19 protein-coding genes and 2 tRNA genes are annotated in these 22,959 nt (G+C 65.3%); 10 read left to right on the forward strand and 11 right to left on the reverse strand.

All coding sequences use genetic code 11. From position 1 onward, the window contains the following. Positions 1 to 131 precede the first annotated feature (131 nt). Together E8F20_RS25795 and E8F20_RS25800 are read right to left on the reverse strand one after the other, a co-directional pair. A tRNA-Asp gene (locus E8F20_RS25795) sits at positions 132 to 208 on the reverse strand. Positions 209 to 222: 14 nt separating this feature from the next. Continuing rightward, a tRNA-Val gene (locus tag E8F20_RS25800) sits at positions 223 to 298 on the reverse strand. Between the two features lie 158 nt (positions 299 to 456). On the opposite strand from E8F20_RS25800, the gene rdgC reads away from it, so the two are divergent. The 3 genes from rdgC (at position 457) to sugE (ending at position 2,837) form a co-directional block, all read left to right on the forward strand. After that, positions 457 to 1,377, forward strand: coding sequence for a recombination-associated protein RdgC (gene rdgC, locus E8F20_RS25805; RefSeq protein ID WP_028628231.1), 921 nt, complete (start codon positions 457 to 459; stop codon positions 1,375 to 1,377). A gap of 56 nt (positions 1,378 to 1,433) precedes the next feature. Further along, entirely contained in the window at positions 1,434 to 2,381 is a 948-nt protein-coding gene (locus E8F20_RS25810; protein ID WP_280286282.1) for a bile acid:sodium symporter family protein, read from the forward strand. Positions 2,382 to 2,522: 141 nt separating this feature from the next. Then, positions 2,523 to 2,837, forward strand: a complete 315-nt coding sequence (gene sugE / locus E8F20_RS25815; RefSeq protein WP_028628233.1) for a quaternary ammonium compound efflux SMR transporter SugE — start codon at positions 2,523 to 2,525, stop codon at positions 2,835 to 2,837. Positions 2,838 to 2,878: 41 nt separating this feature from the next. Here the strand turns inward: sugE and E8F20_RS25820 are convergent, their stop codons facing one another. The 5 genes from E8F20_RS25820 to E8F20_RS25840 form a co-directional block, all read right to left on the reverse strand. After that, complete coding sequence (locus tag E8F20_RS25820; protein ID WP_280286283.1) at positions 2,879 to 4,753, reverse strand: MFS transporter; 1,875 nt, start codon at positions 4,751 to 4,753, stop codon at positions 2,879 to 2,881. A gap of 156 nt (positions 4,754 to 4,909) precedes the next feature. Beyond that, complete coding sequence (locus E8F20_RS25825) at positions 4,910 to 5,239, reverse strand: AzlD domain-containing protein (RefSeq protein WP_028628235.1); 330 nt, start codon at positions 5,237 to 5,239, stop codon at positions 4,910 to 4,912. Next, complete coding sequence (locus tag E8F20_RS25830; RefSeq protein WP_280286284.1) at positions 5,221 to 5,952, reverse strand: AzlC family ABC transporter permease; 732 nt, start codon at positions 5,950 to 5,952, stop codon at positions 5,221 to 5,223. The genes E8F20_RS25825 and E8F20_RS25830 overlap by 19 nt, the downstream gene beginning before the upstream one ends. A gap of 36 nt (positions 5,953 to 5,988) precedes the next feature. Next, a complete protein-coding gene (locus tag E8F20_RS25835) occupies positions 5,989 to 6,831 on the reverse strand; it encodes an AraC family transcriptional regulator (RefSeq protein WP_280286285.1) in 843 nt (280 codons plus the stop codon). 3 nt (positions 6,832 to 6,834) lie between these two features. Continuing rightward, complete coding sequence (locus E8F20_RS25840; RefSeq protein ID WP_280286286.1) at positions 6,835 to 7,404, reverse strand: GNAT family protein; 570 nt, start codon at positions 7,402 to 7,404, stop codon at positions 6,835 to 6,837. 250 nt (positions 7,405 to 7,654) lie between these two features. Here E8F20_RS25840 and E8F20_RS25845 point away from each other — a divergent pair, with 250 nt between their 5' ends. Then, the gene (locus E8F20_RS25845; protein ID WP_280286287.1) at positions 7,655 to 11,134 is read left to right on the forward strand and encodes a NahK/ErcS family hybrid sensor histidine kinase/response regulator; all 3,480 of its coding nucleotides are present in this window, start codon (positions 7,655 to 7,657) and stop codon (positions 11,132 to 11,134) included. Positions 11,135 to 11,512: 378 nt separating this feature from the next. Here the strand turns inward: E8F20_RS25845 and E8F20_RS25850 are convergent, their stop codons facing one another. From E8F20_RS25850 to E8F20_RS25860, 3 genes are read right to left on the reverse strand one after another with little or no spacing between them, the layout of a single operon-like run. Further along, positions 11,513 to 12,301: an SDR family oxidoreductase gene (locus E8F20_RS25850; protein ID WP_280286288.1), complete on the reverse strand. Its 789-nt coding sequence runs from the start codon at positions 12,299 to 12,301 to the stop codon at positions 11,513 to 11,515. A 38-nt stretch (positions 12,302 to 12,339) separates the two neighbouring features. Then, positions 12,340 to 13,524 carry a sulfotransferase gene (locus tag E8F20_RS25855; protein ID WP_280286289.1) on the reverse strand — a complete coding sequence of 395 codons (1,185 nt, stop codon included), beginning with the start codon at positions 13,522 to 13,524 and terminating at the stop codon, positions 12,340 to 12,342. Beyond that, positions 13,521 to 14,633: a DUF1214 domain-containing protein gene (locus tag E8F20_RS25860; RefSeq protein WP_280286290.1), complete on the reverse strand. Its 1,113-nt coding sequence runs from the start codon at positions 14,631 to 14,633 to the stop codon at positions 13,521 to 13,523. The genes E8F20_RS25855 and E8F20_RS25860 overlap by 4 nt, the downstream gene beginning before the upstream one ends. Before the next feature lie 243 nt (positions 14,634 to 14,876). Between E8F20_RS25860 and E8F20_RS25865 the strand changes: the two genes are divergently transcribed. The 4 genes from E8F20_RS25865 to E8F20_RS25880 all read left to right on the forward strand — a co-directional run bounded on the left by E8F20_RS25865 (position 14,877) and on the right by E8F20_RS25880 (position 19,544). Further along, entirely contained in the window at positions 14,877 to 15,347 is a 471-nt protein-coding gene (locus E8F20_RS25865) for an SRPBCC domain-containing protein (protein ID WP_028628244.1), read from the forward strand. A gap of 47 nt (positions 15,348 to 15,394) precedes the next feature. Further along, on the forward strand, positions 15,395 to 16,348 hold the full coding sequence (cysD, locus tag E8F20_RS25870; RefSeq protein WP_280286291.1) for a sulfate adenylyltransferase subunit CysD: 954 nt from the start codon (positions 15,395 to 15,397) through the stop codon (positions 16,346 to 16,348). Then, entirely contained in the window at positions 16,348 to 18,225 is a 1,878-nt protein-coding gene (gene cysN / locus E8F20_RS25875; RefSeq protein ID WP_280286292.1) for a sulfate adenylyltransferase subunit CysN, read from the forward strand. The genes cysD and cysN overlap by 1 nt, the downstream gene beginning before the upstream one ends. Positions 18,226 to 18,380: 155 nt before the next feature. Further along, entirely contained in the window at positions 18,381 to 19,544 is a 1,164-nt protein-coding gene (locus tag E8F20_RS25880; protein ID WP_280286293.1) for a helix-turn-helix transcriptional regulator, read from the forward strand. Between the two features lie 173 nt (positions 19,545 to 19,717). On the opposite strand, the gene E8F20_RS25885 is transcribed toward E8F20_RS25880, so the two are convergent. Next, a complete protein-coding gene (locus tag E8F20_RS25885) occupies positions 19,718 to 20,224 on the reverse strand; it encodes a flavin reductase family protein (protein ID WP_280282214.1) in 507 nt (168 codons plus the stop codon). A gap of 183 nt (positions 20,225 to 20,407) precedes the next feature. On the opposite strand from E8F20_RS25885, the gene E8F20_RS25890 reads away from it, so the two are divergent. Together E8F20_RS25890 and E8F20_RS25895 are read left to right on the forward strand one after the other, a co-directional pair. After that, positions 20,408 to 21,592, forward strand: a complete 1,185-nt coding sequence (locus E8F20_RS25890) for a flavin-dependent monooxygenase (RefSeq protein WP_280282215.1) — start codon at positions 20,408 to 20,410, stop codon at positions 21,590 to 21,592. Positions 21,593 to 21,806: 214 nt separating this feature from the next. Continuing rightward, positions 21,807 to 22,940 (forward strand): LLM class flavin-dependent oxidoreductase, encoded by a 1,134-nt coding sequence (locus E8F20_RS25895; protein WP_280282216.1) that lies wholly within the window; start codon positions 21,807 to 21,809, stop codon positions 22,938 to 22,940. The last annotated feature ends 19 nt before the right edge of the window (positions 22,941 to 22,959 follow it).

Raw genomic sequence — 22,959 nt, forward strand, 5'->3', positions numbered from 1 at the left:
CGGGATCGAACCGCCGACCCTCTGCTTGTAAGGCAGATGCTCTCCCGGCTGAGCTAATCACCCGGATGCGTCCCACAAGGGGCCGCACACTAAATGAAAAGCCCCCAGGCGTCACCTGAGGGCTTTAAATATGGCGCAGCGGACGGGACTCGAACCCGCGACCCCCGGCGTGACAGGCCGGTATTCTAACCGACTGAACTACCGCTGCGCGTAACTGCGAGATGGTGGGTGATGACGGGATCGAACCGCCGACCCTCTGCTTGTAAGGCAGATGCTCTCCCGGCTGAGCTAATCACCCTTCACTCTCGAAGTGGGGCGCATTCTAGAGAGGTATCTGGACCCTGGCAAGTCCCTTTTGAAAAAAAATTCTCAGGCCTTCCAAAGGCTTAGCTCAGGGTTGAGCCCAACGCCTCCCGATGAGAATAATGCGCCCTTTGTGTCCAGAGGTTTTCCCTTATGTGGTTTCGCAACCTGCTTGTCTATCGCCTCACCCAGGATCTGAACATTGATGCCGAGGCGCTGGAAGCCGCGCTGGCTACCAAGCCGGCCCGGCCATGTGCCAGCCAGGAGCTGACCACCTACGGATTCGTGGCGCCCTTCGGCAAAGGCGCGGATGCGCCGCTGGTTCATGTCAGCGAAGGCTTCCTCCTGGTGGCTGCGCGCAAGGAAGAGCGCATTCTCCCCGGCAGCGTGGTACGCGATGCGCTGAAAGAAAAGGTTGACCAGATCGAGACCGAGCAGATGCGCAAGGTCTACAAGAAGGAACGCGACCAGCTGAAAGATGAGATCGTCCAGACATTCCTGCCGCGTGCCTTCATCCGCAAATCGGCCACCTTTGCCGCCATCGCCCCGGCCCAGGGCCTGATCCTGGTCGACGCCTCCAGCCCGAAGCGCGCCGAAGACCTGCTATCCACCCTGCGTGAAGCCATCGGCTCGCTGCCCGTGCGTCCGGCCTCGGTGAAGATCGCCCCCACCGCCACGCTCACCACCTGGGTCAAGACCCAGGAAGCCGCCAGCGATTTCTACGTACTGGACGAGTGCGAACTGCGCGACACCGACGAAGAAGGCGGTGTGGTGCGCTGCAAGCGCCAGGACCTCACCAGCGACGAGATCCAGCTGCACTTGACCTCCGGCAAGCTGGTCACCCAGCTGTCCCTGGCCTGGCAGGACAAGCTGTCCTTTATCCTCGACGACAAACTGGTGATCAAGCGCCTGCGCTTCGAAGACCTGCTGCAGGAGAAGGCCGAACAGGACGGCGGCGACGATGCGCTCAGCCAGCTCGACGCAAGCTTCACCCTGATGATGCTGACCCTGGTGGAATTCATCCCTCAGCTCTTCGAAGCCCTGGGCGGCGAAGAGATTCCGCAGGGCGTCTGACCCTCCCGAGCGCCGGCCCCGAGCCGGCGCTTTCACGATAAGGCCAAGGAATGACCATGCGCGTCCTCGCTGCCCTAAGCCGCTTCGTCGGCAACACATTTGCTCTGTGGATTCTGCTGTTCGCCGTGCTGGCCTTCTACCTGCCGGCCTCGTTCCTGCCGTTGACCTCGTGGATCGTCCCCTTGCTCGGGCTAATCATGTTTGGCATGGGCCTGACTCTGAAGACTGAAGACTTCCGCGAAGTGGCGCGGCGACCGATGCGCGTGATAATCGGCGTGGTCGCCCAGTTCATCATCATGCCGGGCCTGGCCTGGCTACTCTGCAAACTGCTGCAGTTGCCGCCGGAAATTGCCGTCGGAGTCATCCTCGTGGGTTGCTGCCCGGGCGGTACCGCCTCCAACGTGATGACCTGGTTCTCCCGCGGGGACGTTGCGCTGTCGGTGGCGATCACTGCAGTGACCACCCTCCTCGCCCCCCTGGTGACGCCCGCCCTGATCTGGCTGCTGGCCTCTGCCTGGTTGCCGGTGCAGTTCAGTGCCCTGTTCATGTCCATCCTACAGGTTGTACTGCTGCCCATCGCCCTCGGCCTGGTAGCCCAGCGCCTGCTTGGCGAGCGTGTGCGCGTTGCGGTCGATGTGCTGCCACTGGTATCGGTGGTCAGCATCGTCGCCATCGTTGCCGCAGTCGTGGCCGCCAGCCAGGCGAAGATCGCCGAATCCGGCTTGCTGATCATGGCCGTGGTGGTCCTGCACAACGGCCTCGGACTGACCCTGGGTTACCTGGCCGGGCGTGTATTCGGACTGCCGCTGGCCCAGCGCAAGACGCTTTCCATCGAAGTCGGCATGCAGAACTCCGGCCTTGGCGCTGCCCTGGCCAGCGCACACTTCTCGCCCCTGGCTGCGGTCCCCAGCGCACTGTTCAGTGTCTGGCACAACCTCTCAGGCTCCCTGCTTGCCGCGATCTATCGGCGCATGGACGACGGCTCCCGGGCCGATCAGCAGTAATTCCCGATCCACTTCGCCGACCAGACTTGTCCGGTCGGCCAGGATGTGCAAAATATTGCGCAGCGTAAGGACGACCTTACCACTCTGCGAGTGCTCACCGGGGACGGCCCCAGCTCAATCTGTCGTCTTTCTGGAGGTCACATGTCCTGGATCATTCTCTTCTTCGCCGGCCTGTTCGAGGTGGGTTGGGCCGTCGGCCTTAAGTACACCGACGGTTTCAGCAAGCCTCTTCCCACAGCCCTCACTGTTGCCGCCATGCTCGTCAGCCTGGGCCTTCTCGGCCTGGCCATGAAAGAACTGCCCCTGGGCACGGCCTACGCCATCTGGACCGGCGTCGGCGCGGTTGGCACCGTGATCGCCGGTGTCATCCTGTTCGGCGAGTCCATGGCGCTGGTGCGTCTACTCAGCGTCGCGCTGATCGTTTGTGGCTTGATCGGTCTCAAGCTCAGCCACTGACGCCCGAACTAAGAAAGCCGCGCAATGCGCGGCTTTTTCATTCACCGTGCATCACCTCGGAGCTCGGCCACCTGCAGCTGCAGGGTCTGGCGGTCGACCCGCTCCGGTGACAACGGGGCACCCGCCACCAGGCGAATGCGTGACCAGAAACGCCGGAACAAACCCTTGGCTGGGTCGCGGCTGAAGAAGCTGCCCCAAAGCCCCTGCAACGCCATGGGAATCACCGGCACCGGGTTCTCTTCCAGAATGCGCTCTATGCCGCTCTTGAACTCATTCAACTCACCGTCGGAGGTCAGTTTGCCTTCGGGGAAGATGCACACCACCTCGCCGTTGCGCAGGTACTCGGCGATGCGCTTGAAGGCTGCGTCATAGACCAGCAGGTCTTCATGCCGCGCAGCGATGGGCACGGTGCCAGCGGTACGGAAGACGAAATTCAGCACCGGCAGCTGGTAGATCTTGTAATACATGACAAAGCGCACCGGCCGCCTCACCGCCCCGCCGATCAGCAGGGCATCGACGAAGGACACGTGATTGCACACCAGCACTGCCGGACCTTCCTCCGGGATCGCCTCCAGGCCCTTGTGCTCCACGCGGTACATGGAATGGCCGACGAGCCAGACCAGGAAGCGCATGGTGAACTCCGGCACGATCTTGAAGATGTAGCTATTCACCGCGATGTTCATCAGCGACACCACCAGGAACAGCTCCGGGATCGACAGCCCGGCGACGCTGAGGAAAAGGATCGAGGCAATGGCCGAGACCACCATGAACAGCGCATTGAGGATGTTGTTCGCGGCAATCACACGTGCCCGCTCGTTCTCCGCCGTACGCGACTGGATCAGCGCATATAGCGGCACGATGTAGAAACCTCCGAACAGGCCGATGCCGAGGATGTCGGCGAGGATCAGCCAGGCCTGGCCGTGGCCCAGCAGCGCCAGCCAGTCATGGGCGACGGCGCCCTGCGGGAACTCGCCGGAATGCCACCAGAGCAGCAAGCCGAACAGGGTCAGGCCGATGGAGCCGAAAGGCACCAGACCGATTTCCACCTTTCCGCCCGAAAGCCGCTCACAGAGCATCGAGCCCAGCGCAATGCCCACCGAGAACACGGTGAGGATCAGGGTCACGACGCTCTCGTCACCGTGCAGCAACTCTTTTGAATAGGCCGGAATCTGCGTCAGGTAAACGGCACCGAGGAACCAGAACCAGGAGTTGCCCACCAGCGAGCGCGATACCGACGGTCGCTGACCAAGACCCAGGCGCATGATCTGCCAGGACTGGCGGAAAATGTTCCAATCAAGCGCCAGTTCCGGCAGGGCCGCCGCCGCCCGGGGAATACCGCGGCTGGCCAGGTATCCCAGGCTCGCTGTGAGAACGATGGCGCAGGCGACGATCGGCTCGTAACGCTCGGCAGACATCATGAGGCCGGCGCTGATAGTGCCGGCGAGGATGGCCAGGAAAGTGCCCATTTCCACCAGGGCGTTGCCCCCCACCAGCTCATCCTCCCGCAGCACCTGCGGCAGGATCGAATACTTCACCGGGCCGAACAGCGCCGAATGGGTGCCCATGGCGAACAGCGCCAGGAACAGCAGCGGCAAGCTGTCGAAGAAAAACCCCAGGGCGCCCACCGCCATGATGGCCACCTCGGCCAGTTTGATGGCGCGAATCAGCGCATCCTTGGCGAACTTCTCGCCGAACTGGCCACCGAGGGCAGAGAAGAGGAAGAACGGCAGGATAAACAGCAGCGCGCAAAGATTGGTGAAAACGCTCTTGTCGCCGGAAATGGCGAGTTTGTAGAGGATCGCGAGGATCAGCGACTGCTTGAAGATATTGTCATTGAAGGCGCCGAGCAGCTGGGTCACGAAGAACGGCAGGAACCGCCGTGTGCCCAGCAGGGCGAATTGCGAGTGTTGGCTCATCTTCCTTGGTACCTGGTGGTTGGCAGTGGAATAGCCTCGTGCGCTCAAGGCACACGTCGCTGATTGGACAGCAAGACACTGGCCGAAAGCCACATTCACCAGAAAGATGTTTGCACCATTTCCGCGAAAGCCAGCGCACGAAACCGGAGCGACCGCTTAGATCGGCAGTTGCCCCAGCGCCCAGCGCAGCAGGAAGAACAGCACCAGGCCACCGAGGATGGTCGCCAGCAGGTGGCGACTCAACGCGGCGATCAAAATCGCCCCCAGGCCCGCCAGCAGGTAGGCGTTGTCCAGTGCCAAGTGGAAGTGCTGGCCGTCGGGCATCAGCATGCCCGGCACCACGATGGCGGTGAGCACGGCGGTCGGCACGTAGTGCAGGCCTTGGCGCACCAGCGGCGGGAAGCTCAGGTTTGGCCAGGCGAACAGGCTGTAGCGGATGGCGAAAGTGATCGCCGCCATGCCAAGGATCAGGCTCCAGGTTTGCATGAAATGCCCTCCCCCATCAGATCGAGTCGATAGCGATGCTCCAGCACCACACCCACGGCGATGCCACTGAGGGCGGCAGCCATCAGGCCCAGCTTGTAGGGCAGGCCCTGGCAGGCCAGCGCCACCACGCCCGCTACCAGCGCGGCAGCCACCTGGGGCTTGTTGCGCAGCATGGGCACGACGATGCCGATGAAGGTGGCGAGCATGGCGAAGTCCAGCCCCCATGCCGCGAGGTTGGGCACTGCCTGGCCAAAGAGCACGCCTATCAGGGTGCAGAGTTGCCAGTTCAGGTACATGGCCAGGGCCGCACCCAGGAAGTACCAGTGCTTGTGCGGCGACGCGTCCTGCTCCGCATAGCGGTGCTGGACCACGGCAAAGGCTTCGTCCGTCAGCCAGAAGGCCAGCGGCATCCGCCAGCGGGCTGGCAGGTGGCGCACGAAGGGCTGCAGGGTGGCGCTGTAGAGGGCGTGACGCAGGTTGACCACGAAGGTCGTCAACAGCACCACCGCCGCCCCGGCGCCGCCGCCGAGCAGGGTAATCGCGATGAATTGGGACGAACCGGCGAACACCAGCAGCGACATGCCCAGCGTCTGCCAGGCGGACAGGCCGGCGCCAGCGGCGAGGGTGCCGAAGATGATGCCGAACGGAATGGCGCCAACGATCATCGGGACGATGTCTCGGGTGCCGTGGATGAACTCAGTGGTACGGGACATGGGGCCTCCTTGTCCCGGGAGATTAGCGTCAGGCCATCAATGGGTCTTGAACGATCTTGCGCAGGCGTTGCGATATTCGCCGGGGCCTACACCATAAGCCTGCTTGAACTGGCGGGTCAGGTGGCTTTGGTCGGAGAAGCCCAGTTGCGCCGCAACGCCAGCCGGCGCACAGCCCGCCTTCAGCAAGGCACGGGCGTGGTCCAGGCGCTGCTGTTTGAGCCAGGCATGCGGCGGCATGCCAGTGGCGCGGCGGAAGGTTCGAGTGAAATGGAAGGGCGAGAGCCGGACCTCGGCGGCCAGCTCCTCCAGGGAGGGCGGCTCGGCCAAGCGCTCGCGCAGCAGGTTCTTGGCCCGCAGCACGGCCTGGGGCTCGCGTCCGGGTGTAGCAGGTTCCGGCAACCTGGCATGACGACGGAACAGCGCCAGCAGGGCCTCGCGCCAGGAGGTCTGTTGCTGCAGGGCGCTGGCATCGCTTTCCAGCAGTTGATGCAGGTGAGTGAACATCCGCACCAGGTCAGGGTCCTGGTGCACGCTGCCGATAAAGGCCGGCATTCCCGCCAGCGGCAGCTCGAGCTCGTCCAGCGCGCTGCGGACCAGGGCAATATCAGGGTAGAAAACCCGATAGCGCCAACCCTCGTCGTGCCCCTTGGATCCGGTGTGCACCTCATCCGGATTGATCAACGCCAGGCTCCCGGCACCGGCCAGGTGGTCGGCGCCACGGTAGCGGTAGCGCTCGGCGCCCGCCTCGACCACGGCGATTACATAGCCGTCATGCACATGGGGAGCGAAGCGATGGTCGATGTATCGCGCGGACAGCAGCTCCAGGCCATCCAGATGGCCCGCCTGCCAGAAATGCGCGTCTTCCCGCTGCTCGCCCATGGCCTATGCGCTGAACAGCGCCTCCAGTCGTTGCTTCACCTCCGGCCAATCGTGGTCGGTGATGCTATAGAGCACGCTGTCGTCGAGACGGCCGTCCGCCAGGCGGCGATGATTGCGCAGAACCCCCTCGCGCTGGGCTCCGAGTTTCTCAATGGCACCCTGCGAGCGAAGATTGCTGGCAGCGGTCTTCAGTTGCACCCGCACCAGCCGCCACTCCTCGAACGCGTGGCGCAGCATCAGGTACTTGATCGACGCGTTCAGCCCCTTGCCGTGCTCGCCAGCAGCGAGCCAGGTCCAACCGATCTCGGCGGCCGGCAGATTGGGCATGAAGTCGGCGAAGCGGGTGGTGCCCACCAGGTTGTCGCCCAGGCGGATGGCGAAAACCACGGCCCGCCCTTCCCGTTGGGCGGCCAAACCCTGGCGATACCAGTCCGGACGGAGTGGACCATTCATATAGACGAGGGCTTCGCGGTTGGCGTCGGCCAGGGTCACCAGCGCCGGGACATCGGCCTCCGTCAGCGGATCGAGGCGCAGGGCGCCGCGCTGCAGGGTGACCGGTTGTGGATTGAACATCTGCGCCTCCTCAGGCGAAAGAACCCTGCCGGATGAGAACGTCACGCCAAGCGGAAGTGCCATGCAGGGGCCCGCGCGAGACAATCGAAACAACGCGGGCAATAGAGCACGCTAGCAGCCCCCGGACGGGGGCTCAAGAGCGCCTGCGACCTTGGTCGCAGCGGCCTGACGAATTGCCGGCTTTGGTGCGAAACTGCTGGAAATCGAATTACGGCGGGTTCTCACCGCCACCGTACCCTCCGGAGTTGCAATGTCGCTGTCCAGCGGGCTGATCGCCACGGTCGCCTTTCTCTACATGGCCGTCCTCTTCGCCATCGCGTTCTATGGCGACCGCCGCAGCGCGCCACTGTCACCGCGCATGCGCGCCTGGGTCTACAGCCTGTCCCTGGCCGTCTACTGCACCAGTTGGACGTTCTTCGGCGCCGTCGGCCAGGCCGCCGGACAAGTCTGGAACTTCCTGCCCATCTACCTCGGCCCCATCCTGCTCCTGCTGGTGGCGCCCTGGGTGGTGCAGAAGATGGTGCTCATCAGCAAACAGGAGAACATCACCTCCATCGCCGACTTCATCGCCGCGCGCTACGGTAAATCCCAGGCCCTGGCGGTGGTGGTGGCGCTGATCTGCCTGGTCAGCGTGCTGCCCTACATCGCCCTGCAGCTCAAGGGCATCGTCCTCGGGGTGAACCTGCTGATCGGTTCAGGCGCCGAATCCTCCGGCACCCGCGCCCAGGACACAGCGCTGATCGTGTCGCTGGTCCTGGCGCTGTTCACCATCCTCTTCGGCACCCGCAACCTCGACGCCACCGAGCACCACCGCGGCATGGTGCTGGCGATCGCCTTCGAGTCCCTGGTCAAGCTGCTGGCCTTCCTCGCGGTGGGCGCCTACGTCACTTTCGGCCTGTTCGACGGCTTCGGCGACCTGTTCACCCGCGCCCGCAGTGCCCCACAACTGGAGCACTACTGGTCGCAATCCATGGACTGGTCCTCGCTGCTGGTGCAGACCGGCGTCGCCATGCTGGCGATCATCTGCCTGCCCCGGCAGTTCCACGTCACCGTGGTCGAAAACATCGAACCGCGCGACCTGCGCCAGGCGCGCTGGGTCTTCCCCATCTACCTGGCCCTGGCTGCGCTGTTCGTGGTGCCCATCGCCCTGGCCGGGCAGATGCTGCTGCCCAGTGGCGTGATCCCGGACTCCTTCGTCATCAGCCTGCCGCTCGCCGAGGCCCATCCGGCCCTGGCCCTGCTGGCCTTCATCGGCGGTGCCTCGGCCGCCACCGGCATGGTGATCGTCGAAGCCGTGGCGCTCTCGACCATGGTCTCCAACGACATGCTGCTGCCCTGGCTGCTGCGCCGGCAGAACGCCGAACGGCCCTTCGAGGTGTTCCGCCACTGGATGCTTTCGGTACGCCGGGTCAGCATCGTCGTGATCATCCTGCTGGGCTACGTCAGCTACCGCCTGCTGGGCTCCACTGCCAGCCTGGCGACCATCGGCCAGATCGCCTTCGCCTCCATCGCCCAGCTTGGCCCGGCGATGATCGGCGCACTGTTCTGGAAGCAGGCCAACCGCCGCGGCGTGTTCGCCGGCCTCGCCGCCGGCGCCGCTCTCTGGGCCTACACCTTGGTGCTGCCGGTGATTGCCCGTGGCCTGGGCTGGCCGCTGGAGAACTTCCCCGGCCTCGCCTGGCTGATGGCCAATCCACTGGATCTACCCATCGAACCCCTGACCCAGGGCGTGGTGCTGTCACTGGCCGGCAACTGGCTCCTCTTCGCCTGGGTGTCCGTGTTCTCCCGTACCCGCGTCTCCGAACACTGGCAGGCCAGCCGCTTCGTCGGCCAACAAGTCTCCGCACGCGCTGCCTCGCGCACCCTGCTGGCGGTGCAGGTCGACGACTTGCTGATGCTGGCTTCGCGCTTCGTCGGCGAAGAACGCGCGCGGCAGAGCTTTATCCGCTTCGCCTATCGCCTGGGCATCAGCTTCAACCCCGCGCAGAACGCCAACCAGGACTGGATCACCCACACCGAGCGCCTGCTCGCCGGCGTGCTGGGCGCCTCCTCGGCGCGGGCGGTGGTGAAGGCGGCCATCGAAGGCCGCGAGATGCAGGTGGAGGACGTGGTACGCATCGCCGACGAAGCCTCCGAGGTGCTGCAGTTCAACCGCGCCCTGCTGCAAGGCGCTATCGAGAACATCACCCAGGGCATCAGCGTGGTGGACCAGTCCTTGCGCCTGGTGGCCTGGAACCGCCGCTACCTAGAGCTGTTCGACTATCCAGAAGGCCTGATCAGCGTCGGCCGGCCGATCGCCGACATCATCCGCTACAACGCCGAGCGTGGACTGTGTGGGCCGGGCGAGGTGGAATCCCATGTCGCCCGCCGTCTGTTCTGGATGCGCCAGGGCACGCCGCACACCTCCGAGCGCCTGTTCCCGAACGGCCGGGTCATCGAACTGATCGGCAATCCCATGCCTGGCGGCGGCTTCGTCATGAGCTTCACCGACATCACCGCCTACCGCCAGGCTGCACAGGCCCTCAAGGATGCCAACGAAGGCCTGGAACAGCGGGTCACCGAGCGGACCCTGGAACTCTCCCAGCTCAACCAGGCGCTGATCGAGGCCAAGGGCACGGCAGAGTCGGCCAACCAGTCCAAGACGCGCTTCCTCGCCGCCGTCAGCCACGACCTGATGCAGCCGCTGAACGCCGCGCGCCTGTTCTCCGCCGCCCTCGGCCACCAACAGGACGCCCTGCCCCGTGAAGCCCGCGAGCTGGTCAACCACCTCGACAGCTCGCTGCGATCGGCCGAAGACCTGATCACCGACCTGCTCGACATCTCACGCCTGGAAAGCGGCCGCGTCACCCCCGACCGCACGGCCTTCCCGCTGGCCTCGCTGTTCGACACCCTCGGCGCCGAATTCAAGGCGCAGGCGCAGGAACAGGGCATGGACTTCCGCCTGCGCGGCAGCAAGCTGCGGGTGGAAAGCGACATGAAGCTGCTGCGCCGGGTGCTGCAGAACTTCCTCACCAACGCCTTCCGCTACGCCAGGGGGCGTGTGCTGCTGGGGGCGCGGCGCGACGGCGACAGCCTGCGGCTGGAGGTCTGGGACCGCGGCCCGGGTATCCCGGAAGACAAGCGCAAGGTGATATTCGAGGAGTTCAAGCGCCTCGACAGCCACCAGACCCGCGCCGAGAAAGGCCTCGGGCTTGGCCTGGCCATTGCTGACGGACTGTGCCGCGTGCTCGGCCACACCCTGGAAGTGCGATCCTGGCCCGGCAAGGGCAGCGTGTTCAGCGTCACCGTGCCGCTGGCCCGCGTCCAGCAGCCCTCGCCGGCGGTGCAGAAGCAGGCAGAAGCCAATGGCCAGGCCCTCAACGGCACCCAGGTGCTGTGCATCGACAACGAAGACAGCATCCTCACCGGCATGCACAGCCTGTTGTCACGCTGGGGCTGCCAGGTCTGGACTGCACGCAACCGCCTGGAATGCGAACACCTGCTGTCCGAGGACGTGCGCCCGCAGCTGGCACTGGTGGACTACCACCTGGACGAAGGAGAAACCGGTACCGAGCTCATGGCCTGGCTGCGTACCCGCCTCGGCGAGCCACTACCCGGCGTGGTGATCAGTGCCGACGGCCGCGCCGAACTGGTGGCCGAAATCCACGCCGCTGGCCTGGACTACCTGGCCAAGCCGGTCAAGCCGGCCGCGCTGCGCGCCTTGATCAGCCGGCATGTGAGCCTGCGCTGATTTGCACGCCAATGCCCGCCGGAGAGAGACCCGTCCGGGTCAGGACCAGAGCCGGTGCAATGGCTGCCGGATCGCGCAGCGCCATACCCAATTCCGTGCAGGGCACGCCACCTTGCGAACCATCGCCAACCTATGAGGCGGCGTGTGGATACCTGTCGAGTAGTCGCCTGGAAAAGCTTTCCAGCGCCTGCCGCGGCAGAAGGCATCCGCCTCCAGGCTGGCCGCTGCCGCCGCAGCAGGTCGATGTCGCATTTCACCCCGCTGACCAGTCGCACGTCCCCCGCCAGCTCCCCGCCCAGGCGCAGTTGCTGCAGGGCGCAGAGGCCGTCGGCATCGCCATTGAATGCACAGTGATCGAGCATGTTCGTCTCCCCGCGCTCAGCGCATCAATTCACCGCCGTTGGCGTCCAGTTGTGCGCCGTTGATGGCGCTGGCGTAATCGGATGCCAGGAACAACGCCGCACGGGCGCATTCCTCGTCGCTCGGCATACGCCCACCGGGAATACCCGCACTGAACTCGGCACGCACCTGCTCCTCACTGACACCCCGCGCGGCAGCGGCATCACGCACATGCGCCTGCACCGGCTCGCCCCACATCCAGCCACAGGCCAGGCCGTTGACCCGCAGGCCGTGCCCGGCCAGCTCATTGGCCAGGTATCGCACCGCCACCGCCAGGCTGCCCTTGGAGATCGCGTAGGCACCGCCACCGGCATAGGGCTGGTGCACGCCCAGGGTGCTGACCATGACGATGGCACCGACGCCCTGGGCCTTCATCCGTGGCAGCACCGCGCGCGTCAGGTTTAGCGAGCCGAACAAATTGACGTCCAGCGCCTCCTGCAGATTGGCGTCGCTGCAGCTTTCCAGCGTGTCGAAACCACCGTGGGCGTAGGCGCTGTTGATCAGCGCATCGATGCGCCCGAAGCGCTCCGCCGTGGCTTCGACGAAGGCCCGGCATGCCGCTGCATCACTCACATCGGTGGATTTCCACAGCACCTGGCAGTCAGTGCCCAGCGCCTGGATGCTCGCCTCGGCCTGGCGCAGACGCGCCTCGTTGCGGGCGCAGATGGCCACCGCACGAGCCCCTGCCCGGGCCGCCTCCAGCGCCAGCTTGATCCCCATGCCGGGGCCGATGCCGGAAATCATCACCACCTTGTCGTTCAGCAACATGTTCCTGTCCTCTTGTTCTTGTTGTCGTTCGGGATGCATCAGCCCGCCAGGTAGCGGGCACGGTACTGGGCGTAGTCGCGCAGCAGGCGAGCCTCGTCGAGGCCGAAGGCAGCCGCGTCGTACTGGTGCATGGCGCGCTTGTCGCGGCCGTTGTCCACCAGCCAATCCGCCATGGCCGCGCGGACCCCGGGCGCCAGTTCCAGCCCGGCGAAATGGTAGATGCGCGCCACCACCGCCAGCGGATCGCTCACCGTGTCCTCGAAGTGAACGTCCAGAAAAGCCTCGTCCGGCAGCCCATCGCGGACCTCCAGGCTGTGCCGCAGGGCACGGGCCATGCGGCCGTTCCACTGTTCGCCGACCTGCGCCGGATCGGCCTGGTCGCTGTAGATCTGCCAGAGCGTGTAGATGAAGCTGGCCAGCGAGGGGATGGTCTTGCCCGGTTCGCGATGGGTGAGGACCACCTGAGCGCGGGGGAAGACCTTGAACAGCAGTTCGAGGGTGTGCAGGTGCTGTGGGCTTTTCAGCAGCCAGCGACGCCCAGGCGCGATGCCGCGACGCGCCTGCTGCCATTGCAGGAACTGCAGCATCTTCTTCAGGTAGGCGTACACCTGGGTCTGGTCCTGGCGATCGAGCCAGGCCGTGTAGGCCGGCACATTGACGTAGGAGTCCATGGCACACAGGAAGGAATGCTCCATGAGCATGAACTCCTCGTCCGGCTGTTCGGCGTCCAGCGGGTGGATGGCGAGGATCTGCGGCACGAACTCAACCATCGCGCAAACCTCCGCCCTCGCCCTGCTGATCCGCTCGGCAGGCTGTTCCAGCAATTCCCCGGGTAGGGGCGCGGGGTATCGGGTTTCCCACCACTGCGCCTTGCTGAATTGCGGGTCCACCGCCAGCAGACGCTGCAACAGGGTGGTACCGGTGCGCGGCAGGCCGACGATCACCAGCGGATTGTCGATCGGTTGCTGGAGAATTTCCGGAAAACGCCTGCAGTGGTCCTCGATCACCAGGCGGTTGACCAACTGCGCTACCAGCTTCTCCCTGAGCAGGGCTCGGCCTTGCGCGGAGAGGCGCGCTTCGTCGTGCAAGGCACGCTGCAGGACCCGGAGCGCCTCGCGGAAGTCACCGGGACCGAAGTCGTCGAGGCCGCCGGCGCGGGCGCTGGCTTCGGCCAACAGGCTGTACGGTGCGAAGGGGTCGGTCGCAATCATCGGTTCGCTCATTGCAGCTCCTTGAGGTGGTCGAGCTTGATCACGCGGGTAGTGGGATGGACCGGACGCTCGGCGCCTACCCAGCGCAGGCAATAGGTGCCCTGGGCATGCCCGGCGGTTTCCAGCCAGTTCGGCAAACCGGGGTCGCGATGGCTGAGCACCAGGCGCACGCCCCCTTCGCCGTCCAGGCGCGCCGAGTGCTTGTTCAGGCAGATGCGGTGGTAGCGGTAGTCCAGCGACTCCATCCAGTAGTTGTTGATCTGCAGATTCCAGAAGTTGCACACGGGCACCTGCTCGACCTCGATCAGCAGCGCCTCGTCGTCTGCCAGGGCCCAGTAGCCGTGGTAGTAGATAATGTTCGGATCACCGCCCACGGCCTGGCACAGGGCCTGGTCCGCCAGCGGCAACTGGTTGGGCCGCGCCTGGTAACCCTGTGCCCAATCGGCAAAGAGCCGTGCAGTGTTCTCGACGAAACTCGCCGCGCGCCCCAGGCTCTGGTGCAGACGCTCGGCACTCAGGGGCTCCGGTTGCTGGCGGAGGTCCAGGCGCTCGATGTGCAACTGCGCGGGCTGCTCACGGGTACGGTCAAGGAAGGTCTGGCGCACGATCAGCGCATTGCTCTGCGCTTCCAGACGCAACCAGTTGCCGCTGGCCGGGCGTTCCTGGCTGAGGATGAGCTCGAAGCTGCCATCGGCCTCCAACTGCAGCTGGCTGGCATCGATGAAACCGGTCTGGATCATTTTGCCGTCGCTTTCGTAGCCGCCCTTCTGAGTACCGAAACTGAGGTACGCCACGCTGCCTCGCCGGCCGCTGACGCGGTACGCCTGTTGGCCGTTGAGGCGCGCGTACTGGTAAAGATTGTCCGGGTTGTCGGCGCCGATCTTGGCCGTCTCGTGGGACGGCGAGAAGAAGCCGGGGAAGTCCGGGTCGGCGAACTCCAGGTGCATTTCCAGGGCGATGCGCAGCAAGCGGGTGAGGTAGCGGAAACCCTCGGCGCGGGCCTGCGCGTCGGCGGGCGCCTCGTCCCTCAGTATCTGTTCACCCGCGTGTCTGAGCCTGTCGCAGAAGTCGTTCCAGACCTGCCCGGTCAGCACCTGCTGTTCGATTTCATCTGTCGCCATTTCGGTCTCCTCGGGGCCGGCGGAAATCCCGCCGCTGCACAAACCTTAGGGAGAGCGGCGCGGCCAATTCTTCGTCTGGGCGGACTAAGAATCAGCTCGCCGTTCGACGGGAAGCGGTCAGACGTCCGCCGGTTGGACCGCTACCTAGTCCGCCCGGACGAGGAGTCCGGACCGGTACGCTGGGAGCATCAGCCGCACCGGCGCCGCGCACTGCGGCACCGCCTGTGACTCGAGGAATCCCCGATGCCTGAAGAGAAAAACCTGGTGCGGTCACTGACCGTGGACATCGCCGCCCCTGCCGAACTGGTCTGGTCGGTGTTGGTGGACCTGGCGCGCTACCCCGAATGGAACCCCTTCACCGTGAAGGTGGAGTCCAGCCTGCGCCTGGGCGAGCCGGTGAACCTGTACCTCCCCGACCCGGCCCGCCCGGGCGAGCGGGTGCACGTGGTCGAGCAACTGGCCAGCTTCGAGCCGCCCCGCCTGCTGGCCTGGGAGATGCACGCCAGCGCCGACAATCCGGACGCCGCGCGCCGCGAGCAGATCATCGAAGCCACCGGAGCGGACAGCTGCCGCTACCACACCACCGACCTGTTCCTCGGCCCCACTGCCGATCAGGTGATGGCGCTGCACGGCCCCTGGGTCAAGCAGGGCTTCGATGCCGTCGCACTGGCGGTGAAGGCACGGGCCGAAGCCTTGTTCGCCGCCAACCGCTGAAACCTTGTCCGGTTGGACGAAGAACCCGCAGCAACGCATTCCCTACCGTGGAAAAAAGCCGGCCCGCACCATGCGACGCCGGCTCCATCCAACGGAGGCAAGCAATGCTCACTCACCTAGAACGGCTGGAAGCGGAAAGCGTCCAGATCATCCGCGAAGTGGTCGCCGAGTGTGAAAACCCGGTAATGCTCTACTCCATCGGCAAGGACAGCGCGGTGATGCTGCACCTGGCGATGAAAGCTTTCGCTCCGGGCAAGCCGCCCTTTCCCCTGCTCCACGTGGACACCACCTGGAAGTTCCGCGAGATGATCGCCTTCCGCGACCTGACCGCCCAACGCCTGGGCCTGGAGCTGCTGGTGCACGTCAATCCGGAGGGCGTCGAGCGCGGCATCAACCCGTTCGCCCATGGCTCGGCCCTGCACACCGACATCTGGAAAACCCAGGGCCTGAAGCAGGCGCTGGACCTCCACGGATTCGACGCGGCGTTCGGCGGTGCGCGGCGCGACGAAGAGAAGTCGCGCGCCAAGGAACGGGTGTTCTCAGTCCGTTCCGAGCAGCACCGCTGGGACCCCAAGCAGCAACGCCCGGAGCTCTGGCGCCTGTACAACACGCGCAAGCGCAAGGGCGAGAGCCTGCGGGTGTTCCCGCTGTCGAACTGGACCGAGTTGGACATCTGGCAATACATCTACCTCGAGCAGATCCCCATCGTACCGCTGTACTTCGCCCGCGAGCGGCCAGTGGTGCAACGCGACGGCACCCTGATCATGGTGGACGACGAGCGTCTTCCGCTGCGCCCCGGCGAAAGGCCCGAACTGCGCAAAGTGCGTTTCCGCACCCTGGGTTGCTATCCTCTGACCGGCGCCATCGACAGCGAGGCCGACAGCCTTCCGGCAATCATCCAGGAAATGCTGGTGAGCCGAACCTCCGAACGTCAGGGCCGGCTGATCGACTCCGATTCGGCCGGTTCCATGGAGAAAAAGAAGCAAGAGGGTTACTTCTGATGAGCGCCATACCCAACCTGGACCAGTACCTGCAGCAGCAACAGCGCAAGGACCTGCTGCGCTTCATCACCTGCGGCAGCGTCGACGACGGCAAGAGCACCCTGATCGGGCGCCTGCTCTACGAGACCAAGGTGCTCTTCGAAGACCAGCTCGGCCAACTGGAAGCGGACTCGAAGAAGCTCGGCACCCAGGGCGGTGACCTGGACTTCGCCCTGCTGGTGGACGGCCTGGCCGCCGAGCGCGAACAGGGCATCACCATCGACGTCGCCTACCGATTCTTCGCCACCGACAAGCGCAAGTTCATCGTCGCCGACACCCCCGGCCACGAGCAGTACACCCGCAACATGGTCACCGGCGCCTCCACCGCCGACCTGGCAGTGATCCTCATCGACGCTCGCCAGGGCCTGCTGCCGCAAACGCGCCGGCACAGCTTCCTCGTGTCCCTGCTGGGTATCCGAAAGGTGCTGGTGGCAGTGAACAAGATGGACCTGATGGATTATTCGGAAGCAGTCTTCCGACGCATCGAAGCCGACTACCGCACCTTCGCAGAAAAGCTCGGCCTGACCGATATCCAGTGCATCCCACTCTCGGCGCTCAAGGGCGACAATCTGCTCGAGCGCAGCGCTGACATGCCCTGGTACCAGGGCCCCAGCCTGCTGCAGCATCTGGAAAGCGTTCCCCTGGATCACGACCGTGCCAACCACTTGCCCTTCCGCCTGCCGGTGCAATGGGTGAACCGGCCGAATCTCGACTTTCGCGGCTATGCCGGCAACGTGGCCGCCGGCAGCATCCGCGTCGGCGAACGCATCCGCGTGCTGCCCTCGGGCAAGCAGAGCCGGGTAAGCGGCATCTTCGGCCTGGCGGGTCCGCAGCCGGAAGCGGTCTGTGGCCAGGCCGTGACCCTGACCCTGGAAGACGAGATCGACATCAGTCGCGGCGACCTGATTACCCGCGCCGACGCAGCGGCGGAGGTGGCCGACCAGTTCGAGGCCACCCTGGTCTGGATGGCTGAGGAACCGCTACTGCCCGGTCGCCCCTACCTGATGAAGATCGGTTGCCGCACGCTGGGCATGAGCTGCGCCAACCTCAGGCACAAGGTCGACATCAACAGCCTGGAGCAATTGGCGACCAGGACCCTGGAGCTGAACGAGATCGGTGTGTGTAACCTCGGGCTGGACCAACCGATCGCCTTCGATCCCTACACGAGCAACCGCGATACCGGCGGTTTCATCGTCATCGACCGGTTGACCAACCAGACCGTGGGCGCCGGCATGCTGCACTTCGCCCTGCGCCGGGCGAAGAACGTGCACTGGCAGGCCATCGACATCGACGCGCGGGCGCGGGCCGAACTCAAGGGCCAGACACCTCGCATCCTCTGGTTCACCGGGCTGTCCGGGGCCGGCAAGTCGACCATCGCCAATCTGGTGGAGCGCAGGCTCCACGCCCTGGGCCGACACACCTACCTGCTCGACGGCGACAATGTGCGTCATGGGCTGAATCGCGACCTGGGCTTCAGCGAGGCCGACCGGGTGGAAAACATTCGCCGGGTGGCCGAGGTGGCGCGGCTGATGCTGGATGCCGGACTGATCACCCTGGTGTCCTTCATCTCGCCATTCCGCGCGGAACGGGAACTGGCCCGCAGCCGGGCCGGGGAAAACGCGTTCCTGGAGATCTTCATCGACACGCCGCTGGAACTGGCCGAACGACGCGACCCCAAGGGCCTTTATCAGAAGGCCCGGCGTGGAGAACTGAAGAACTTCACCGGCATCGACTCACCCTATGAACCGCCGCTGGCACCGGACCTCCACATCGACACCCGCCGCGAATCGGCAGAAGAAGCCGCCGAGCGCATCGTCGCGTACCTGCTGGCACGCTGACCGGCAACTCCGGCAGCCGTCGGCCCCATCCCCGGATGTCATTCCGGGAGCGGGCCGACGGTCCCGGAGCCTAGGCCGAACGGACGATTTATCCACAGCACGTCCGGCCAATACTCGCCCCATCCAGCCCGACAATCACAACAAGCGAGGCGCGGATGCACATCCTCGAACACGCCGACGACCTGGCGGGAATCGGCTCCCGCGAACTGAGCGAACTGCTGGCGCTGACCTATCGTGGCCCGCTGGAGCCCACGCCCTGGGCCGGCCTGCTCGAAGCGCTGCGCCTGCGCCTGGACGCCAGTTTCCTCACCCTGGTCCTGCGCAACCCAGCCCACGAGCGACCGGGGCTGATCGTCAACGCCTCGATCCACGGCCCACACCTGCCGGGCGAGCCGTCCTATAGCGAGCACTACTATGCAATCTGCCCCTTCCTCCACTGGCCGGCCGATCAGGTTGCCAGTGCTGACGAAGTCATGGGCAGCGACACCTGGCAGGCCCACGACTTCTACCGCAACTACCTGAAGCCGCTGGACCTGCGCTATGTCCTGGTGGCTAACATGCGCACCGCTGCCGGCATGGACTGCGCCCTGTTCGCCTGTCGCGGGCATGGCGGCAAGGACTTCGACACCGACGAAATTGCCCTGATCCGCCTGCTTCGCCCCCACCTGCAGCAGGCCGTCGACCTGCATTCGACAGTCGACGAGCTGGATTCGGAGCGACTCCTTTATGCAGCCACCATCGACCGCCTGCTCGTGGGCACGGTGATTCTCGACGAAACAGGCAAGGTGATGCGCAGCAACCAGGCGGCACAGCGGCTGTTCGCCACCCACGACGGCCTCGAATGCCGACAGGAGAAACTGCTGGCCTTCGCCGGCAAGGACAATCGCAACCTGCAGAAGGCCATACTGGCAGTGCTCCAGCAGCATCAACTCGGCCGAGCCGACTGCATTGAAGTGCTCACCCTGGCACGCCCCACCGGGGACGTGCCGCTGAATGTGCTGCTGCGCCCCATCGCGCTCAATTACGAGGGCCAGGGCAACACCCGGCGACCAGCTGTCGCGGTGTTCATCCGCAATCCCGGCGACTCGCCCCAGGCCTCGCGACGCTTGTTGCGCAGCCTGTTCCAGCTGACCCGCACGGAAACCGAGGTGGCGCTGCTGATGATGGACGGACTGACCCTGGACGAGAGCGCCGAGCGCCTGGGCGTCTCGCGCAACACCGTACGCGCCCACCTGCGCGGTGTCTTCGCCAAGACCGGTGCAACCCGCCAGGCGCAACTGGTGAAGACCCTGCTCAACAGCGTCGCGTCCCTGGCGTGAGCGGGGAATCGGACCAATAGCGGTTGGGGGCGTGCAACGAAAAAACCCGGCCGAAGCCGGGTCAGAAGGCACAGACAATTTCGCTCAAACCCGCCCAGTCGGGCAGCAGCTCCCGGCTGTCAGTCCGGGAACCTCAGCTGTCGATACGCCGCTCGCTGACGTCGATCACGCCCTCAGCAAGCAGCGGCCAGAGTCGGCGCGGTGGTGGTGTAGGTGCCGTCGAGGTAGACCAGCGGGCTGATCTCCACGCTGTTGTGGATCGCCACAATCCGGCCGATGAAGATGGTGTGGGTGCCGTAGCTGAACTTGCCGTCCTGCTGGCACAGAATCGCCGACTGGGCGTCGCCCAGGTAGGGAATGCCGCCTTCGCTGCTGCGCCAGTCGCCCCGCTGGAAGCGCGCCTCGCCCTTCACCGGGCCGCTGCACAGGTGCGACAGCTCCTCCTGCTCCAGCCCGAGGATGTTCACGCAGAAGTCCGCGCCGGCATCCAGCACCCCGTGCAACGACGCACTCTGGTTCACGCAGATCAGCAACGACGGCGGCTCGGTGGACAGCGAATCCACCGCCGTGGCGGACATCGCGAAGCGTTCCTGGCCGTTGCTGGTGGTGATGATGGTCACGGACTTGGCCAGACGACGCATCGCCTGGAGCATCGCGGCTTTCAGATCGGCCTGGCTCATCGCACTGCCCTCTTGTTGTGCTCAAGTGCTGCCGATTTTTCGCCAGCCCCGGCCGAGCAACATCGTCCGAGGGGACTAGTTGGATTGCCGGACATATGGTCCGTTTGAGGGATGCCCGCCCCCTTGCCCGTTGCTTGAATGCCCGGCGATAGGTGGAAAAGCCTTCAACCGGAGAACAACAACATGCTCGACCACGACCTGATCCGCCAACGCCTGAAACAACGCGCCCGTGAGCTGGTGCCGGTGCTGCGCGAGCGCGCACCGCTGGCCGCCAAGCACGGCCTGCTCCCCGCGGAGACGATTCGCGATTTCCAGGAGGCGGGCTTCTTCCGCATCCTCCAGCCAGCGCGCTGGGAGGGTTATGAGCTGGAGCCCGCTGACTTCTTCGAGGTGCAGATGACCCTCGCCGAAGGCTGCATGTCCTCGGCCTGGGTGCTCGGCGTGGTGGCGATCCACAACTGGCAGCTGGCGCTGTTCGACGACCGCGCCGCGCAGGAGGTCTGGGGCCAGGACTCGAGCGTGCTGATCTCCTCCTCCTACATGCCGGTGGGCAAGGTCACCCGTGTCGACGGCGGCTTCCGCCTCAGCGGCCGCTGGGGCTTCTCCTCCGGCAGCAAGCACTGCCAGTGGGCCTTCCTCGGCGCCATGGTGCCGCCGGAGAAGGACGGCGAGGCCCCGGACTACCGCACCTTCCTGGTGCCGCGTCACGACTACAGCATCCTCGACAACTGGGACGTGATGGGCCTGGAAGCCACCGGCTCCCACGACGTGCTGGTGGACGACGTGTTCGTGCCGGAGTACCGCACCCACCGCGCCCTCGACGGCTTCCTGCAGAACAGCCCGGGCAACGCGGTGAACACCGCGCCGCTGTTCCGCCTGCCATTCGGGCAGATCTTCGTGCGCGCCGTGTCGTCCTCCACCATCGGGGCGCTGCAGGGCGCCATCGACCTGTTCATCGACGCCAACAAGGGCCGCGTCGGCGTCAACGATGGCCGCAAGATCATCCAGGACCCCGGCGCGCAGACCGCCCTGGCCAAGGCCATGGTCACCGTGGACGAATGCCGCACCGTGCTGCTGCGCAACTTCGCGCTGATGACCCAGCGCGCCAGGGCCGGCGAGCCGTTGAGCATGGCGGAACGGGTGAAGATGCGCTACGACTCGGCCATCGTCCCGGACAAGTGCGCCCAGGCGGTGGAAGCGCTGATGTACAACAGCGGCGCTTCCACCATCTTCCGCCACCACGGCATCAACCGCGCCTTCCGCGATATCCACACCGGCCGCGCCCACGTGGCCAACTGCCCAGGCAAGTACGCGCTCAACCTGGGCGGCGTGGGGATGGGGCTGGACAGCACCGACTTCTTCCTCTGAGCCCTTGTCGAGGGGTTTCGCGCCGCTCTAGCCATCCTACGGACCTGGCGAAACCACCCCGCCACGACGCCCGCCCCGCGCGGGCGTCGTGCTGTGCAGCGGCGCAAGATGATTAGTCTGTTTGGAGGATTCAGGCGGTTTTTCGATCCCACACCATGCGCCCAACACCCGGCAATCCGGGTTGACCGAATCAAGAACAAGAAGGGCCACGCGCATGAAATTCTCCCTGATCTACGAGGCACAGACGATCGACAGCAGCCGCGAAGGCGACCGTCGCATCTTCGACGAAACCGTCGAGCAGGCCGTGCTCGCCGACCAGCTCGGCTTCGACACCTTCTGGTGCGTGGAGCACACCGCGCTGACCAACTACTCGCACATGTCGGCACCGGAAACCATGCTCGCCTTCGTCGCCGGCAAGACCGAACGCATCGGCATCGGCCACGGCGTGGTCTGCCTGCCGCCCGCCATGAACCACCCGGTGAAGGTCGCCGAGCGCATCGCCACCCTCGACCTGCTCTCCAAGGGCCGCGTGCACTTCGGCGTCGGCAAGGGCGGCACCCAGCAGGAAGCCGGCACCTTCGGCTACGACCTGGCCACCCTGCAGCCGCAGATCGACGAAGCCATGTACCTGATCCCGAAAATGTTCGTGCAGGACGAGATCGAGCATAACGGCGACTTCGTGAAGATCCCCAAGCGCCCGATCCATCCCAAGCCCTACCAGGACCCGCACCCGCCGATGTATCTGGCCTGCACCAACACCGAGTCGCTGAAGAACGCCGGCGGCCGCGGCATGGGCGCCCTGGTGCTGGGCTTCGGCGGCCCCGAGGAAATCGCCAAGAAGGTCGCCGTCTACCACCAGGCCTGGGACAACCGCGACGCGAACAACCAGGTCGGCTTCCGCCCCAACCGCCACATCGCCGCCCTCTGCCCGGCCATCGTCCTCGACGACAACGAGCAGGCCCGCCACATCGGCATCCGCGGCCAACGCTACTTCATGGAATCGCTGGCCTACTGGTACGCCGGCGGCGAACGCCCGGACCCGGAAAAGTGGAAGGACGACACCTTCATCGACGGCAACGGCCAGGCCGTGATCAAGTCGCGCTTCGCCTCCGAGGAAGTCACCGTGGACTTCTCCGACCCGACCATGGCGATGATGAACCCCAACCATGCCTACGGCACCGTCAAGGACTGCATCGGCTACGTGCAGCGCCTGATCGACGCCGGCGCCGACGAAATCCTCTTCATCTGCCAGATGGGCACCGTGCCCCAATGGGCACAGCTCGAAACCCTGAAGAACATCGGCGAACACGTGATTCCCTACTTCCGCAAACAGAACGGACTGACCTGAGCCGCGGAGTGAGGAATGC

The organism is Pseudomonas sp. BN415 (assembly GCF_029871195.1).
GTDB lineage: Bacteria > Pseudomonadota > Gammaproteobacteria > Pseudomonadales > Pseudomonadaceae > Metapseudomonas > Metapseudomonas resinovorans.